Raw genomic sequence first — 15,411 nt, 5'->3', positions numbered from 1 at the left:
ACACTTTGTAATTAATCTGCTACAAAAAATGACTTTGAGTCATTAAAACCAGATTAAAACCTTGTATAAACAGCTAGTTGAATGATGTTATTATTTGTATGATTGGAGGTGTTTTTTACCGCCTGATTCATATATCCGGCCTCGATATCAAACTTTTTAGAAAAACGATAGCCCGCGGCCAGGTATAACCGATTTTGATCGAATACACTATTGTTAATTTTTTCCTTATTCTGAATATTTAGGAAAACCTCATTCTGGAGTGCCACAAACGGCCCCTTTGTAAAACCTGTTTCAACTTTGACCAAAGGTTGAATAAACCGGAAAAAATATCGGAAACGCTGGGCGAAAACATCTTCGTTAGGCCGCTCGATGAACCGCTGCTCCACCCGGAATCTGTGGGTTGCAAGTATCGAACTTAGTTTATGGGTATAAATGTACTGCTCAAAAATACGATGTTCATGCATAACGTTATTGGAGCTGCCTATTAATTGGTTCTGCGTTGTCTGCCACAAATAGCCCAACGCAACATTGTTTTTATCGTTAATAAAATACTGAACTGCAGGGCGTACCAAAGTGTTTCGAACAGATTTCCAGTCATCAGAAGAACGAACTTGTAGGTCGAATTGCAAGCCCCACTTTTTATTAAACTTCGTGTTGTTTAAAAACATAAACCAACCAGAATTTTGGTATTGGGTTTGTGCAGAAAGTTTCCCTAATGCCATGAAACTAATCATCGCCAAAAATAGTAGTCTTCTCATAATAAAGATAATCCGGTTTACCTCAGCCAGCAGCAAGCGGGCATTTTGCTGCTAAATTAGGAGAAATTGACTAATGCTGAAACACAAAATTAAATTATTGTTAAATATAAAAGAACAGTTTTATCGATCTGGGAAATGATAAATTGATTTTCTTTTAGTGGTAAAGAATTAAAAATTTATCTTCGTTGAGGATTTAGCTCAGAAAATGCTTTTTACAACGAGTTGATTTCAAATTGCAAACGTAAAATAAGAACAAAATGATTATTGAACCGAGAATGAGGGGCTTTATTTGTTTAACTGCTCACCCTGATGGCTGCGCTCAGAACGTAAAGAACCAAATTGAATATGTAAAATCTAAAGGCGCTATCAACGGGCCAAAAAAGGTATTGGTTATCGGAGCGTCAACCGGCTTCGGCTTGGCATCTCGTATTGCCGCTGCTTTTGGTTCTGATGCCGCTACAATCGGTGTATTTTTTGAAAAAGCGCCATCGGCTGGTAAAACGGCTTCTCCTGGCTGGTACAATAGTGCAGCTTTCGAAAAAGAGGCTCATGCAGCGGGCCTGTATGCAAAAAGTATTAACGGCGATGCTTTTTCGAAAGAGATTAAGGCAAAAACAATAGAACTTATTAAAGCGGATTTGGGTCAGGTAGATTTGGTGATTTACAGCTTGGCTTCGCCGGTTAGAAAACACCCTGACACTGAAGTTTCGCACCGTTCTACGTTAAAGCCAATTGGCGGAACCTACACAAACAAAACGGTAGACTTCCACACCGGAAATGTTACCGAAATTTCAATTGAACCAGCTACTGAAGATGATATTGCAAACACTGTAGCTGTGATGGGCGGCGAAGATTGGGCAATGTGGATTGATGCTTTAAAGGCTGAAAATTTATTGGCCAAAGGCGCTAAAACCGTTGCTTATTCGTACATCGGCCCTGCATTAACCGAACCTGTTTACCGAAAAGGAACAATTGGCCGTGCAAAAGATGATTTAGAAGCTACCGCCTTTACCATTGCCGATAGCCTTAAAGATATTGAGGGAAGCGCTTACGTTTCTGTGAATAAAGCTTTGGTTACACAAGCCAGTTCTGCAATTCCGGTTATTCCATTGTACATTTCGTTATTGTACAAAATAATGAAAGAGGAAGGAATCCATGAGGGTACAATCGAGCAAATTCAGCGTTTGTACGCAGAAAGATTGTACACGGGAAACGACGTTCCTGTTGATGAAAAAGGAAGAATAAGAATCGATGATTTAGAGATGCGTGATGATGTGCAGGCAAAAGTTGCAAAGCTTTGGGAGGAGGCAACTACTGAAACTTTACCGGCGATAGGTGATTTACCTGGCTACAGATCTGATTTTTTAAGTCTTTTCGGTTTTGAGGTTGAGAAAGTCGACTATCAGAAAGAGGCGAATGAGGTTGTAGAAATTGAAGGATTAGTAGAATAATATTTTTATTGAATTTGTCGGAATGCTTAAAAACGGTGTTCCGACAATTTCATTATATAACATTTATGAATTTGGATTTACAACCAACTTTATCGAATGATTTGATTGAAGTGGTTCCGTTAAAGGCCGGGGATTTTGAAAAACTTTATGCCGTAGCTTCCGATCCACTAATTTGGGAGCAACACCCAAATAAAGATCGTTACAAACGCGAAGTTTTTGAAAATTTCTTCAAAGGCGCCATAGAATCGAAAGGTGCTTTTATTGTTTACGACATTGCAACCGGGAATGTAGTTGGCAGTTCGAGGTATTACGAAGTAGATGAAGAGCATGGTTCGGTAGCAGTGGGCTACACTTTTATTGGCCGCAATTATTGGGGCAAAGGACATAATGCCTCGTTAAAAAAATTAATGTTGGATTATGCTTTCCAGTTTGTAGAGCGTATAATTCTCCACATTGGTGCCACCAATTTTCGTTCGCAAAAAGCAACAGAAAAACTTGGCGCAAAAAAAATTGGCGAGCAAGAAATCGCCTATTATGGTGAATCAGTCAAATGGAATTTTGTCTATCAAATTGATAAATCAGACTGGATGCAACACCTGCAATTATCCACTAACAAATAATCAAAGATTATTATTTGCTTTATAAAAACACACAGAACACGAAACCCAGTTCTGTGTAAATCTGTGCTTCCGCGGCAAAATTAAAAAACCTGCATCAGTTTCAATATCAGCCACAGAAACACAAAAGACACAGAAAAAACGAAACCCAGTTCTGTGTAAATCTGTGCTTCCGTCGCAAAATTAAAAAACCTGCATCAGTTTCAATACCAGCCACAGAAACACAGAAGACACAGAAAAACGAAACCCAATTCTGTGTAAATCGTACTTCCGTGGCAAAATTAAAAAACCTACACCATTTTAATATCAGCCACAGAAACACAAAAACAAATTGAAATCCGTGTGAATGCTTTCTCTGCGGCTAAAAAAACATCAGCCTACAACGCTTGTCGGAATAAAATCGTGTTTTCGTTTTAGTATTGTTATCTTTGGATAATTCTCCATTTCCTCTCATCTTTCTAAAAACAAAAACAATTAAATAAATATGGCTAAATCTCAGGCAACATACAGTAAAAAAGAGAACGAAAAAAAACGATTAAAAAAACAAAAAGACAAACAAGAGAAAAAAGAAGAACGTCAGGCGAATGCTAAAAAAGGCTTAGCGCTTGAAGACATGATGGCTTACGTTGATGAAAACGGGAACATCTCTTCTACTCCACCAGATCCGAAAAAGAAGAAAGTTATCAATACCGAAGACATTCAAATTGGTATCTCCAGACAAGAGGATATTATTGATGAAAATCCTGTTAAAAAAGGAACAGTTACCTTCTTCAACGATAGTAAAGGTTACGGTTTCATAAAAAACACTGAAACTCAGGATAGCATTTTTGTTCACGCTAATGGTTGCGTAACTCAAATTAAAGAAGGCGATAAAGTTACTTTCGAGGTAGAAATGGGTCAAAAAGGACCAACTGCTGTTAAGGTTTCTAAAGTTTAATTCTAATTCTCGGAACCCAGAACTGGGTAAAAAATTCTGCAGAAATTTCTGCTGCGCAAGGTTTTATAATCATTTATATTTCCTTCTATTTAAGCATAAAACCTAGCGCATATTTTTATTTTCTCCATCAAAAATAATCTGAAAATCAGGTTTCAGCAGTCTTCGGTTATTTTAGTCCCGCCATACGCTTTACTTCGTGCTCGCTTCTGTCGGGTTTAAATGGCCAGGATAAAATCTCCTTTTAGGACTAAATGCATAATAACACCCAAAACTGAAATAAAATTATTTTATCTAAATTTATTTCGGTAACAAGCATGCTCTAAAATTTACAGCCATCTCAAAACGCTGTTAATAAACCTCATAGCAAACGCAACCGCTAATTTTTATTTCGTGGATGATTAAATAACCAGGCTTATTTTGCCGGTTACGACTAACCCAAACTTATAAAAAACAATGGATTTTAAAATCCCGGTGTGGAATTTGTATCATTCTTACATCATTAAAGCACACACAAAGAAAATTTGAATATGAAAAAGTTAATCGCAATTGCACTCGTTGCATTTTTAGGCCTCTCATCTGCAATGGCTCAGCAGGCAGATTTACGTAGAAAAATTAACGTTAGCGGCTCTGCCGAAACCGAGGTTACGCCAGATATTATTTACATCAGCATTTCGTTGAAGGAATATTTAAACGGGAAAAAGAAAGTCGAAATCACCGAACTGGAAAAACAACTTTATGCTGCTGTACAAAAAGCAGGAATCTCGAAAGAAAATTTGACAATAAGCAATTTAAGCAGCTGGAATTACGCGACCGAGAAAAAGAAAAATCCCGATTTCTTAGCGAGTAAACAATATCGTTTAAAAGTAAGCGATTTAAATAAATTTAACTCGATAATAGACGAGATTGATGCCAAGGGGATTGCGGGCACAAATATCGAAAGCTACGACTATTCTAAAATTGAAACTTTAAAGAAAGACTTGAAGATTAAAGCGCTGCTAAATGCAAAAGAGAAGGCAACGTACATGCTTACCGCTTTAGGCGACAAATTGGGTAACGTAATCGAAATAATGGATGGCGGTGATAACATAATACAACCTGTTTACAGAAACTACATGATGAAAGCAGGCATGGCTGAATCTGCAGATGCAGCGCCTGAAATTGACTTCAAAAAAATAAAGTTAAACTTTACAATTAATGCTGTTTTCGAAATCAAATAAATTATTTAACATTTAATTACCCACACTTTGAAACCTACCAGAACATTTTGGTAGGTTTTTTGTTACGTACACATCGAAACACTAAAAAAATAAATATTATGAAAAAATTCATTTACACTTTAGCCCTTATTTTCTCTTTAGGAATTAGTTTTAATTCAGTTCAGGCTGCTGAAAAGGCAAAAAACCCAACGGAATTAACTGCTGAACAATCTTTGAAGTTAGAAAAAATTAAAACCCGTGTTGAAGAAATCAGAGACATGGACAAATCTAACCTAACAAAAACTGAACGTAAAGCTTTACGTAATGAATTAAGAGAGTTGAAGGGTCAGGCTCGTGCAGTTTCTGGTGGCGTTTACTTATCAGTTGGTGCAATTATCATCATCATTTTATTATTGATTTTGATCTTATAATCAGTACACAACTACATCTATCATATAAAAAACAAAAAGCTTTGCATAACTGCAAAGCTTTTGTTTTTTGAATCAATTATTATCTCAGTGCGGAATTTTAGACCAGCTGCCTATCTTAATCAATAATGTCAAAACCGGTGTATTTTACCAAAGCTTCAGGAATTTTTATTCCGTTTTCAGTTTGATAATTTTCCAGAATTGATGCCACAATTCGAGGTAATGCCAAAGCACTTCCATTTAACGAATGCGCCAGTTGAGCTTTACCCTCTTTTCCTTTAAAGCGCAATTTTAACCGGTTCGCCTGATAAGTTTCAAAGTTTGAAACTGAAGAAACCTCCAGCCAACGTTCTTGTGCTGCGCTCCAAACTTCCATATCGTATGTCATCGCCGATGTGAAACCCATATCGCCACCGCAAAGTCTCAAAACACGATAATGCAAGCCTAATTCCTGTAGCAAAGATTGAACATAAGTGCTCATTTCTTCCAGCGTTTCATAAGATTTATCGGGATGCGTAATCTGCACAACCTCTACCTTATCAAACTGATGCAAACGATTTAAACCACGTACATGTGCGCCGTATGAGCCCGCCTCTCTGCGAAAACAAGGTGTGTAAGCCGTGTTTTTAATCGGCAAATCTTCTTCCTTAATAATAACATCGCGGTATAAATTAGTTACCGGAACTTCCGCAGTAGGTATCAGGTACAAATCATCAACAGTAGAATGATACATTTGGCCTTCCTTATCGGGTAGCTGCCCGGTGCCGAAGCCAGAGGCGGCGTTAACCAGGTGCGGAACCTGCATTTCTTTATAGCCTGCGGCAGTAGCATGATCTAAAAAGAAATTTATCAAAGCACGTTGTAATCTGGCACCTTTTCCTTTATAAACAGGAAAACCTGCGCCAGTTATCTTAACACCCAACTCAAAATCGATAATGTCATATTTCGCCGCCAGTTCCCAATGTGGCAAGGCTTTATTTGGCAATTCTGCAGGAGCACCGTGGAGGTAAACCACCTCGTTCTCTTCAGCAGTTGAGCCTTTTGGCACTAAATTATTCGGAAGGTTTGGCAACTGAACAACAGCATTAAACTGCGCCGTTTCAAGTTCATTCAATTTTTCAGTAAGCATTTTAATGCTTTCTTTATGTGTTGCCGTTTTAACTTTAATTGCCTCAGCTTCATCCTTTTTACCGGTGCGCATCAAATCGCCAATCTGTTTGGCTGCTGCATTTGCCTCTGCGGAAACGTTGTCTAAAGAAGTTTGGGTAGAACGACGCTCTTCATCTATCTTGATGATTTCATCTACCAACTCTGGTTGTTTAAAGTTGCGTACACTTAAACGTTCTAAAACTTTCTCTCTATTTTCGCGGATATAATTAACTTGCAGCATTATTTAATTTTTTTCAAAGATAAGATTGAATTACGAATTACGGGTTACGATTTTAGATTTTATTGAAATGCTCAGATCGTAGTTCCTAAATCTAAAAAAAACAAATGAGCAAACTATTTCTCGTACCTACGCCTATAGGCAATTTAGAAGACATGACTTTTCGGGCTATCCGGATCTTGAAGGAATGCGATTTAATTCTTGCCGAAGATACCCGTACGAGTGCTCCAATGCTAAAACATTTTGGTATCGATAAACGCGTTTTCTCACATCACCAGCACAACGAACACAAAGCCACATCAGAAATAATTAGATTTTTACAGGAAGGGCAAAAAATTGCGTTGATTTCTGATGCCGGAACACCCGCAATTTCCGACCCCGGCTTCTTTCTGGTTCGCGAAGCGATAAAAAATAATATACCTGTAGAGTGTTTGCCCGGTGCAACAGCATTTGTTCCGGCCCTGGTTAATTCGGGTTTACCTGCAGAGTCCTTTTGTTTCGAAGGTTTTCTACCCGTTAAAAAAGGGCGGCAAACTAAATTTAAAAAACTTGCTGAAGAAGACCGTACCATTATACTTTACGAAAGTCCGCACCGTTTATTGAAGACATTGGAGGAATTTGCGCAATATTTAGGCGCAGACAGGCAAGCTTCGGTGAGCCGCGAACTCACAAAAATGTTCGAAGAAACCGTTCGGGGAACGCTGGTAGAAATAAAATCACATTTCGAAAACAATACTTTAAAAGGAGAATTTGTAATTTGCATTGCAGGGAAGCCAGCAATTAAGAGTAAAAGCAAGTATAATGATGTTGATGAGTAGCCATTCTTAATAACATCGTATACAGAAATAATAAACGATATACCAGTTTACCAAAGGAGGTAGCAAGCTATCTCAAAGAAAAATTAAACATTATGATTAGTATAGATAGATTTTTAAGTGATGAGCAAGACCCAAAGGCTGTTGAAAAGGTTATTGGAAAATTAAACGACCTTTTAACCAGCGGCGAGGAAATTTTGTACCTCGGTGTACAGAAAAAACCCGCTGTAAACTTATTGCCGGATAGCATTGCCATTACCAACAAACGCATTTTTTACTGCGAGCCTGGCAACCTTGGCCTAACGATGAATTTCAAAGATATTTCATGGAAAAGTGTAAAAGAAGTTTCTTTTAAAGAAGAGTTTTTTGGCTCTAAATTTATCTGCGTGCCGCAGCATGGAGAAAACATTGTAACAGAATTTATTCCAAAAATTCAGGCAAGGAAGTTACATCAGGCCGCAAACCAGCAGCTGGAAGCTTACAAGGAGCTACTACACCAACAAAAGCTTGAAGAAAACAGGGCAATGGCATCAACTCTAAATCCTTCGCCACAGCCCGTTGCCGATTTCCATAGTGTAGAAAAAGAAATTGCTGAACCTGAGCCAATTCAAATTGCAGAGGTTGTGGAAGAGCCTGAAGATGAGACGACATTGAAATTGCGCAAACTAAAAACTTTGTACGATAAGCATTTGATTACCCAGGAAGAATATGAGGCAAAAAAAGCTGCTATTTTAGATAGTTTTTAATATCGCATTGCTGTGTTGAGCCAGCCGAAGCGACAAAATTATTTATAATTCGCTGCTAAATCAATACTACAATATTTGCCGATTTCAGCATAACAAATGAACTCCAGACAAACCTACCTGCTCGCTTTTTTAAGCGCATTTCTTCTTTGGCTCGCATGGCCACCAATGCCATTTACCACACCGCTGTTGCTGATTGCGTTGGTGCCGCTTTTTATTGCGCTGGAAAGCATCGGGAAAAGCGGATATAAAAAAACAGGCAAAAAAATATTTTTAACCGCCGGCTTAACCTTTTTAATCTGGAATACAGCATCGACTTATTGGGTTTATAATGCCATAAGTGCTTACAACGGTACGTTGGTAGCCATTCCCGTTTCGCTAATCCCCTATGGTTTAGGTGCCCTTTTAATGACATTTGCCTTCTGGCTTTTTTATAGATTAGAGAAGTATACCAGCAAGAAAGTCGCCTACTTGGGTTTAGTTTCATTTTACATTGCATTAGAATATTTACAGCAAAGCTGGGACCTTGCCTTCCCCTGGATGACGCTCGGAAATGGCCTCGCTGGCATGCATCAACTGGCTCAGTGGTATGATTATACCGGCATTTATGGTGGCTCACTTTGGATTTTGGCAAGTAACATTCTGGCTTTTGAAGCTTACAAAAAATTAAGATCTCAAACTGGTTATTTAAAGTTCAGGTTGGCAGGAATCTGGGCCCTATTGGTGCTAATTCCCGTGGGCATATCGCTCACAAAATACTTTAGCGCAAGCCAGAAAGGTACGCCCAGCAATGTAGTCGTGGTTCAGCCAAATATAGATCCATACCAAAAGCTTGAATCCATCCCGTCGGCAGAACAAATTAAAATACTAACTCATTTATCCGATTCTATCGGACAAACAAATACTGAATATTTTATCTGGCCGGAAACGGCAATCCCAAATTATGCTGATGAAGATCGAATTCGCACTAACCCCGATTTTTTAACGCTGCAAGACTTCTTAAGCAAGTACAAAAACGGAACGCTGATTACGGGCATAGAAAGCGTAAAATTTTATCCGGATAAAAGAACTGTTTCTGCGAAGTACAGCCAGGATTTAGGCCTTTATTACGATAATTTTAATTCGGCCATGCAGGTTGAGAATTCTGCGAACGTTCAGTTTTACCACAAATCCAAATTAGTTCCCGGTGCAGAAAAAATGCCGTTTCCAAAGGTTTTTTCGTTTATGGATGGCGTATTTTCCGAGTTAGGTGGAAGCGTTGGTGGTTGGGGCTGGCAAGATAAGCCGAGCGTTTTGTATGCTCAAAGCGGCATCGGAGCAGCACCTGTTGTTTGTTACGAAAGTTTGTGGGGCGATTGGATTGGGCAACAGGTTAAAGATGGAGCCCAGTTTATTGCCATTATAACGAACGATGGCTGGTGGGGAAATACCTCCGGGAAATCGCAACACGAAATGTATGCTAAACTTAGGGCTATAGAAACGCATCGCGATATTGCCCGATCTGCAAATACAGGAATTTCCTGTTTCATTAATCAACGGGGAGATGTTACACAAAGCACTAAATGGTGGACAAGAACTGCCATAAAGGCCAACATAAATCTTAATGATGAGATTACTTTCTACGTTAAAAGCGGCGATATAATTGCCAAATTATTATCTGCCGCCGCAGTTATCCTGGCATTGATTATCCCGTATAAAAAATGGGTAAAAAAGTAGAAATGCGCTGATGTTATAATCTGGCATTCGTTAAATCGTTATGAAATTGAAACATACCACAAAACTTATTTTACTAACCTTCTTTTTACTCTTAAATGTAGGTTGCGACCAGGTTTCGAAAAATATAGTGCGCCGCAAAATAAGCGAGTACGAATACATCACTATAATAAAAGATAGATTTAGCCTTACAAAAGTTGAAAACACGGGCGCTTTCTTAAGTTTGGGCGATCAAATGCCATACCTTTTCAGATTGATTATTCTATCGGGCTTACCACTTTTGTTCCTCAGTTATGGCTTGTATTTTCTTTTTACAAAACGGAATTTACAAACCAGCGTACAAATTGCACTTTGTTTGTTAATTGGTGGCGGCATAGGAAACCTTTACGATAGGATTGTTCACGGTTCGGTAACTGATTTTATGCACATGAATTTCTATTTCTTTGAAACCGGCATTTTCAATTTTGCGGATATATCAATTATGATTGGTATTGGAATTTTACTGATGCAATCTCTACGAGCGAATATTAAACAGAAAGACACCCAGGTAAGTGATGCTGAATAATTGCTTACAATGGCTTAACATTTAATAGCATTCTTTAAACAAACTTATAATTATCTTTAGTTGTTTAGAAGGCAAAAAAATCAACCATAAAATAAAAATCTAATGAAAAGAAATGCAACAGCCGTATGGCAAGGTTCTGGTAAAGAAGGTAAAGGCAATTTAACTACCCAAAGTACCACTTTAAACAATACACAATATTCATTTGGCTCTCGCTTCGCCGAAGGCGTAGGTACAAACCCAGAGGAGTTAGTTGCCGCAGCACATGCCGGTTGTTTTACTATGGCGCTGTCTTTTAAAATTGATGAAGCAGGTTTCACAGCAGAAAATCTGGAAACGAAATGTGTCATAAACTTAGATCCGGCTCAGGGAAAAATCACAGAATCTCACTTAACGCTAACCGCAACAATTCCGGGTATCTCGAAAGAAAAATTTGATGAACTTGTAGCTGATGCAGAGAAAAATTGCCCAATATCCAAACTGTTAGATACAACAATTTCTGTTGATGCAACATTAGCATAGAAATATTTAACCCTGAGCTTGTTGTAGTAAGGCCAGGCTCAGGGTTAATCACTTCCGGCTAAATTAAATCGAAAGCCCTTGCATATTGCGAAATCTCGAACGAAGATTTTGTGCCTAGTTTATCCCTCACATTCCTTCGGTGGGTATCAACTGTAGTTGGCGAAATGTGCAGTTCATCTGCAATTTCATTGGAAGTTTTTCCTAAGGCCATTTCCTTCAGAATAGTCTTCTCCCGTTTGCTTAACTTCGAAAAATTATTGAAGTTTTTCCTTAAGAAATCATTCTCTTTTAAAAGTCGATCGGCTTTAGCAGCCATATGGTGCATAGCATCAACAGGGATTGAGATGGTTATTGACAAAATCGGTTTTGCAGCATTATCACGTGCAAATATTTTAGTGCTTGATAAATGCCACTGCCAATTATCTTTAGCCGGAAACTTTAATTGCTGGTAATAGCTTAATGTATCTTCCTGGTTATTGCTGTGCATAAAAGCAGCAATTTTCGGCACATAGTCTTTGGCATCTTCAGCGTTAAAGAACCTGCCGTAGTATTCAGCATTTGTCATCGAACAAACCTCTTCCAATGATAGTCCGAGTTGTTTGAGGCCTTTTTGGTTCATGTAAACAACTGTCCAGTTTATCGTTTCGTGAATAATTACAACACCAGGAATCTGGCTAAAAGAATTAATATGTTTGCCTATCAAACTTTGCATTGCTGCAGTTACATTTTTTACCATGAGAGCGTTTGGTTTAATGATATCTGCTAAAATACTTAAAGTTAAATAGATAGCAACAATCCGAACGCGTTTAATGATTTATGTCATATACTTCCCAACAATAGGCATTCTTCTACCCATGCCGAAAGCTTTTGGCGAAACCCTTAAAATAGGCGGTGTTTGATAGCGCTTAAATTCTGCAATATTTACCATCTTCAAAATTCTTTTCACTAAAGTTTCGTCGAAACCTTTTGCCGTTAAAGCGGCAGAGCCTTGTTTTAATTCAATATGCTCATATAATATTTTGTCCAGAACGTCGTATTCCGGTAGCGAATCAGAATCTTTCTGGTCGGGCCGTAGCTCAGCAGATGGCGGCTTTACAATTGTATTGACCGGAATGATTTCGCGTTCTTTATTGATGTATTTCGCCAGCTCAAAAACCTGCGTTTTGTATACGTCGCCGATTACGCCAATTGCGCCACACATATCCCCGTAGAGCGTACCGTAACCAACTGCACACTCGCTTTTGTTTGATGTGTTAAGTAAAATGTATCCAAACTTATTGCTCATTGCCATAACAACTGTACCGCGTATTCTGGCTTGGATGTTTTCTTCGGTAAGGTTAAATGGAATTCCTTTAAAAGCCGGAGCAAGCATCCTGTCGAAAGCTTCTGCGGCGTCTTTAATGGGAATAATTTCATGCATACAGCCTATGTTTTTCACTAAATCCAAAGCATCCTGAATGGAGTGGTCAGACGAAAACTTAGATGGCATTAAAACTGCCATAACGTTTTCTGCACCTAAAGCGCTGCAGGCAAGGGCACAAACAACGGCAGAATCTATTCCTCCAGACAAGCCAAGAACGGCTTTAGTAAATCCAGATTTCTGGAAATAATCACGAATGCCGAGAATTAGAGCATCGTGAATTTGTTCGATATCGGTTAATCGCTCGGCTTGCGGATATTTATTTCTAACATTCTCTACCTCTTTCAGGTCGAAAACCTGCAAGTCTTCCTCGAAATATTTCATTTCAGCTTTCAAAGCTCCCTCTGCGTCAAAAACAAGGCTGCCACCATCGAAAATTATTTCCGTTTGCGCACCTATTTGGTTTACATAAAAAACAGGCAGGTTATACTTTTTTGCATTATCAGAAAGCACTTTTATCCGTTCATCATCATGCGTATAAGAAAAAGGCGACGCTGCAATATTTATCATTAAATCAGGCTGTTCCTTAATCAACACATCCATCGGGCTTGAAACATATAATGGATTATCATTGATGTTCCAAAGGTCTTCGCAAATGGTTAAAGCAATTTTTTTCCCTTTGAAATCTATGCAACTGAATGTTGTAGAAGGTTCGAAATACCGGTATTCATCAAACACATCATAGGTGGGCAGCAGCGCTTTCTTTGTTATCGCCTTAACCTCGCCATCTTCGATAAAATATGCTGCATTAAACAAATCCTTGCCTTGTAAAATATCGTTTTTAACAGGCAAACCGATAATACAGGCGATGCCTTTACAGTTCTTCGCAATCTCCAGGGCTGCAAGTTCGCAGAGCGAGATAAACTCATCAAACTCTAAAAAATCGCGTGGCGGATAGCCACATACCGCAAGTTCGGCAAAAACAACAAGTTCGGCACCTTTGCTTTTAGCCAATTGGATGTTGTTAATTATCTTCTTTGTATTGGCTTCGAAATTACCAATATGATAGTTGAGTTGTGCCAGCGCTATTTTCATTATTGCATTTGTATAAGTTAAGGTACCAGATTATCCGACTAAAAAAACAAGCCGAAATTGAGTGCCAGGTAATGATTTTTGGTATCCCTCGAAGAGTCTTTTACGATATTGGTAAAACCATTGTTAAACGTGATGCCCGCGAGGATACTCGTATTGCCTGAAATGTCAAATTCGCCCCCACCACCGATGATTAGTCCGGCCCGGTAGAACCTTGTCCAGTCTGAAATATTTTGGTTGTCACCTACTTGAGAACCATTTCTCGAAGCATTTTGTTTTGCGCTAATGTTAAATCCGTTGGATAATCCAAACTGCCCATACCAACGCCTGCCATCATTTTTGAGGGTTTTAAGTTTTATGGTCAACGGCAATTCAATGTACTGTAATTTATATCTCAAATCGTAAGCAACTGGTGTTCCTGTACCGCTCAAAGAATGATAAGGCATTATATTTAGCTCGGTACTTTTGCCGTTAATTGTAGTAATGGTTAAGGCGGTAGAAAAACTATAGTTGGGCGCAAAATTAAAGTCACCCATCAAACCATAAGAAAATCCTAAGCCAAGGCCTTCAGTTTTACCTTGCTCGGGCTTTATCCAACCAACCGTTGGTGTAGCCGTTAAACCCAATCTAAATCCAAAACCCTGACCAGCGAAATTTTGCGCAAAAACCGCCGTGGTTAAAAAGGAGAAAATTAAAATTGCCGTTATTTTTTTCATAGGTATGTCTTATTATATTTGTTATAAATGAAGTATAACGTAAAACACAAGCAAATCTATCTAATTTTTCTGTTTGCATTGATATTTATTTCTTGTAAACGCAGCAGCAGACCCGACGTAAGTGATGTTAAGGTCGACATTAAAATAGAACGATTTGATACCGAACTGCTTGCCGGAAAAGGTAAAAACCTTGAGCAAACCAGCAAATTACTTGCAAAAAAATATGGCGTGTTTTATGATGATTACATTCACAAAATGGTTGGAACGCCAGAATACACAAATGATGAAATCATTAACACCTTGTATAAAGACCAGGCTTACAATGATTTAATGAAGGAAGTTGATAGTGTTTACCCAAACCTGAAAGTGCAGGAAAGGGGTTTAACAGAAACTTTTAAATACATTAAATATTATTATCCGAAGGCTTCCATCCCTCGTTTTATTACGTTTGTTTCGGGGTTTTCCTATCCAACGCCTATCGGAGATGGCTATCTCGGCATTGGTTTAGATACTTTTTTGGGTAAGGATAGCAAATTTTATCGCGGCATTGTGGAAAGTGTTCCACTGTATATGTCGAGGCGCTTTACGCCAGAAAATATTGTTCCGAGAGTGGCAGAAACTTTTGCACATGAGGAACTTTTTCCAGAGCCTGATGCAGACCGCACATTGCTGTCTAAAATGATTTTTCAGGGAAAAATTCTTTATTTTCTGGACCAGGTATTGCCCGAAAATGTTGCAGATTCTACGAAAATTGGATACACAACAGATCAATTAGGCTGGGCGCAAAATTTCGAACCCGATATTTGGGCTTATTTTCTTGAAAACAACAATCTTTATGAAACAGATTACCAGAAAATACAGGTTTACCTTTCTGATGGTCCATTTACACCTGGCCTTGGTGACAACCGGGAATCTGCACCGAAGCTTGGCGTTTGGACAGGCTGGCAGATTGTGAGAAAATACATGAAAGAAAACCCAAAAGTAACACTGCAGCACCTCATGGCGGATAATGACGCACAAAAAATTTTGAACGAATCTAAATACAAGCCTAAAAGAAAGTAATTTTCACTGCCAGCGTCCGATTGTAAATTATCGGTAAAAAGAACTATTAATT

16 protein-coding genes are annotated in these 15,411 nt (G+C 38.6%); 11 read left to right on the top strand and 5 right to left on the bottom strand.

Annotation, left to right across the window (positions count from 1 at the left end):
- Positions 1 to 53: 53 nt before the first annotated feature.
- Positions 54 to 758 (bottom strand): DUF2490 domain-containing protein, encoded by a 705-nt coding sequence (locus AC0IWT_RS19275; RefSeq protein ID WP_471798401.1) that lies wholly within the window; start codon positions 756 to 758, stop codon positions 54 to 56.
- A gap of 257 nt (positions 759 to 1,015) precedes the next feature.
- Here AC0IWT_RS19275 and fabV point away from each other — a divergent pair, with 257 nt between their 5' ends.
- The 5 genes from fabV (at position 1,016) to AC0IWT_RS19250 (ending at position 5,390) form a co-directional block, all read left to right on the top strand.
- Positions 1,016 to 2,209, top strand: a complete 1,194-nt coding sequence (gene fabV / locus AC0IWT_RS19270; RefSeq protein ID WP_471798400.1) for an enoyl-ACP reductase FabV — start codon at positions 1,016 to 1,018, stop codon at positions 2,207 to 2,209.
- Positions 2,210 to 2,274: 65 nt separating this feature from the next.
- Entirely contained in the window at positions 2,275 to 2,829 is a 555-nt protein-coding gene (locus AC0IWT_RS19265; protein WP_471798399.1) for a GNAT family N-acetyltransferase, read from the top strand.
- A gap of 481 nt (positions 2,830 to 3,310) precedes the next feature.
- Positions 3,311 to 3,763, top strand: coding sequence for a cold-shock protein (locus AC0IWT_RS19260; protein WP_010601333.1), 453 nt, complete (start codon positions 3,311 to 3,313; stop codon positions 3,761 to 3,763).
- Between the two features lie 527 nt (positions 3,764 to 4,290).
- Positions 4,291 to 4,980, top strand: a complete 690-nt coding sequence (locus AC0IWT_RS19255) for an SIMPL domain-containing protein (protein WP_471798398.1) — start codon at positions 4,291 to 4,293, stop codon at positions 4,978 to 4,980.
- Positions 4,981 to 5,078: 98 nt separating this feature from the next.
- Positions 5,079 to 5,390, top strand: coding sequence for a hypothetical protein (locus AC0IWT_RS19250; RefSeq protein ID WP_056871935.1), 312 nt, complete (start codon positions 5,079 to 5,081; stop codon positions 5,388 to 5,390).
- 115 nt (positions 5,391 to 5,505) lie between these two features.
- On the opposite strand, the gene serS is transcribed toward AC0IWT_RS19250, so the two are convergent.
- On the bottom strand, positions 5,506 to 6,777 hold the full coding sequence (gene serS / locus AC0IWT_RS19245) for a serine--tRNA ligase (RefSeq protein WP_471798397.1): 1,272 nt from the start codon (positions 6,775 to 6,777) through the stop codon (positions 5,506 to 5,508).
- A gap of 104 nt (positions 6,778 to 6,881) precedes the next feature.
- Here serS and rsmI point away from each other — a divergent pair, with 104 nt between their 5' ends.
- The 5 genes from rsmI to AC0IWT_RS19220 all read left to right on the top strand — a co-directional run bounded on the left by rsmI (position 6,882) and on the right by AC0IWT_RS19220 (position 11,129).
- Positions 6,882 to 7,592, top strand: a complete 711-nt coding sequence (rsmI, locus tag AC0IWT_RS19240) for a 16S rRNA (cytidine(1402)-2'-O)-methyltransferase (RefSeq protein WP_471798396.1) — start codon at positions 6,882 to 6,884, stop codon at positions 7,590 to 7,592.
- A 92-nt stretch (positions 7,593 to 7,684) separates the two neighbouring features.
- On the top strand, positions 7,685 to 8,335 hold the full coding sequence (locus AC0IWT_RS19235) for a PH domain-containing protein (RefSeq protein WP_471798395.1): 651 nt from the start codon (positions 7,685 to 7,687) through the stop codon (positions 8,333 to 8,335).
- A gap of 96 nt (positions 8,336 to 8,431) precedes the next feature.
- A complete protein-coding gene (lnt, locus tag AC0IWT_RS19230; protein WP_471798394.1) occupies positions 8,432 to 10,048 on the top strand; it encodes an apolipoprotein N-acyltransferase in 1,617 nt (538 codons plus the stop codon).
- 40 nt (positions 10,049 to 10,088) lie between these two features.
- Positions 10,089 to 10,610 carry a signal peptidase II gene (gene lspA / locus AC0IWT_RS19225; RefSeq protein ID WP_056871940.1) on the top strand — a complete coding sequence of 174 codons (522 nt, stop codon included), beginning with the start codon at positions 10,089 to 10,091 and terminating at the stop codon, positions 10,608 to 10,610.
- Positions 10,611 to 10,712: 102 nt separating this feature from the next.
- Entirely contained in the window at positions 10,713 to 11,129 is a 417-nt protein-coding gene (locus tag AC0IWT_RS19220; RefSeq protein ID WP_056871941.1) for an OsmC family protein, read from the top strand.
- A gap of 58 nt (positions 11,130 to 11,187) precedes the next feature.
- Here AC0IWT_RS19220 and AC0IWT_RS19215 read toward each other — a convergent pair whose 3' ends face one another.
- The 3 genes from AC0IWT_RS19215 to AC0IWT_RS19205 form a co-directional block, all read right to left on the bottom strand.
- A complete protein-coding gene (locus AC0IWT_RS19215) occupies positions 11,188 to 11,865 on the bottom strand; it encodes a response regulator transcription factor (protein WP_471798393.1) in 678 nt (225 codons plus the stop codon).
- A 78-nt stretch (positions 11,866 to 11,943) separates the two neighbouring features.
- Complete coding sequence (locus AC0IWT_RS19210; RefSeq protein WP_471798392.1) at positions 11,944 to 13,584, bottom strand: NAD+ synthase; 1,641 nt, start codon at positions 13,582 to 13,584, stop codon at positions 11,944 to 11,946.
- 38 nt (positions 13,585 to 13,622) lie between these two features.
- Complete coding sequence (locus tag AC0IWT_RS19205) at positions 13,623 to 14,297, bottom strand: porin family protein (RefSeq protein WP_471798391.1); 675 nt, start codon at positions 14,295 to 14,297, stop codon at positions 13,623 to 13,625.
- 27 nt (positions 14,298 to 14,324) lie between these two features.
- Between AC0IWT_RS19205 and gldB the strand changes: the two genes are divergently transcribed.
- Positions 14,325 to 15,359, top strand: a complete 1,035-nt coding sequence (gene gldB / locus AC0IWT_RS19200; RefSeq protein WP_471798390.1) for a gliding motility lipoprotein GldB — start codon at positions 14,325 to 14,327, stop codon at positions 15,357 to 15,359.
- The last annotated feature ends 52 nt before the right edge of the window (positions 15,360 to 15,411 follow it).

Source organism: Pedobacter sp. AC464 (assembly GCF_979253075.1).
The sequence above is the reverse complement of the archived record's forward strand: the minus strand, read 5'-3'. Positions and strand labels throughout refer to the sequence as shown.

Bases quoted from the DNA above. Each gene is read 5' to 3' on its own strand.
- AC0IWT_RS19220 (WP_056871941.1), top strand. From the start codon at position 10,713: ATGAAAAGAAATGCAACAGCCGTATGGCAAGGTTCTGGTAAAGAAGGT.
- rsmI (WP_471798396.1), top strand. From the start codon at position 6,882: ATGAGCAAACTATTTCTCGTACCTACGCCTATAGGCAATTTAGAAGAC.
- gldB (WP_471798390.1), top strand. From the start codon at position 14,325: ATGAAGTATAACGTAAAACACAAGCAAATCTATCTAATTTTTCTGTTT.
- AC0IWT_RS19250 (WP_056871935.1), top strand. From the start codon at position 5,079: ATGAAAAAATTCATTTACACTTTAGCCCTTATTTTCTCTTTAGGAATT.
- AC0IWT_RS19255 (WP_471798398.1), top strand. From the start codon at position 4,291: ATGAAAAAGTTAATCGCAATTGCACTCGTTGCATTTTTAGGCCTCTCA.
- AC0IWT_RS19260 (WP_010601333.1), top strand. From the start codon at position 3,311: ATGGCTAAATCTCAGGCAACATACAGTAAAAAAGAGAACGAAAAAAAA.
- AC0IWT_RS19215 (WP_471798393.1), bottom strand. From the start codon at position 11,865: ATGGTAAAAAATGTAACTGCAGCAATGCAAAGTTTGATAGGCAAACAT.
- AC0IWT_RS19235 (WP_471798395.1), top strand. From the start codon at position 7,685: ATGATTAGTATAGATAGATTTTTAAGTGATGAGCAAGACCCAAAGGCT.
- fabV (WP_471798400.1), top strand. From the start codon at position 1,016: ATGATTATTGAACCGAGAATGAGGGGCTTTATTTGTTTAACTGCTCAC.
- AC0IWT_RS19275 (WP_471798401.1), bottom strand. From the start codon at position 758: ATGAGAAGACTACTATTTTTGGCGATGATTAGTTTCATGGCATTAGGG.
- lnt (WP_471798394.1), top strand. From the start codon at position 8,432: ATGAACTCCAGACAAACCTACCTGCTCGCTTTTTTAAGCGCATTTCTT.
- AC0IWT_RS19265 (WP_471798399.1), top strand. From the start codon at position 2,275: ATGAATTTGGATTTACAACCAACTTTATCGAATGATTTGATTGAAGTG.
- AC0IWT_RS19205 (WP_471798391.1), bottom strand. From the start codon at position 14,297: ATGAAAAAAATAACGGCAATTTTAATTTTCTCCTTTTTAACCACGGCG.
- lspA (WP_056871940.1), top strand. From the start codon at position 10,089: ATGAAATTGAAACATACCACAAAACTTATTTTACTAACCTTCTTTTTA.
- serS (WP_471798397.1), bottom strand. From the start codon at position 6,777: ATGCTGCAAGTTAATTATATCCGCGAAAATAGAGAGAAAGTTTTAGAA.
- AC0IWT_RS19210 (WP_471798392.1), bottom strand. From the start codon at position 13,584: ATGAAAATAGCGCTGGCACAACTCAACTATCATATTGGTAATTTCGAA.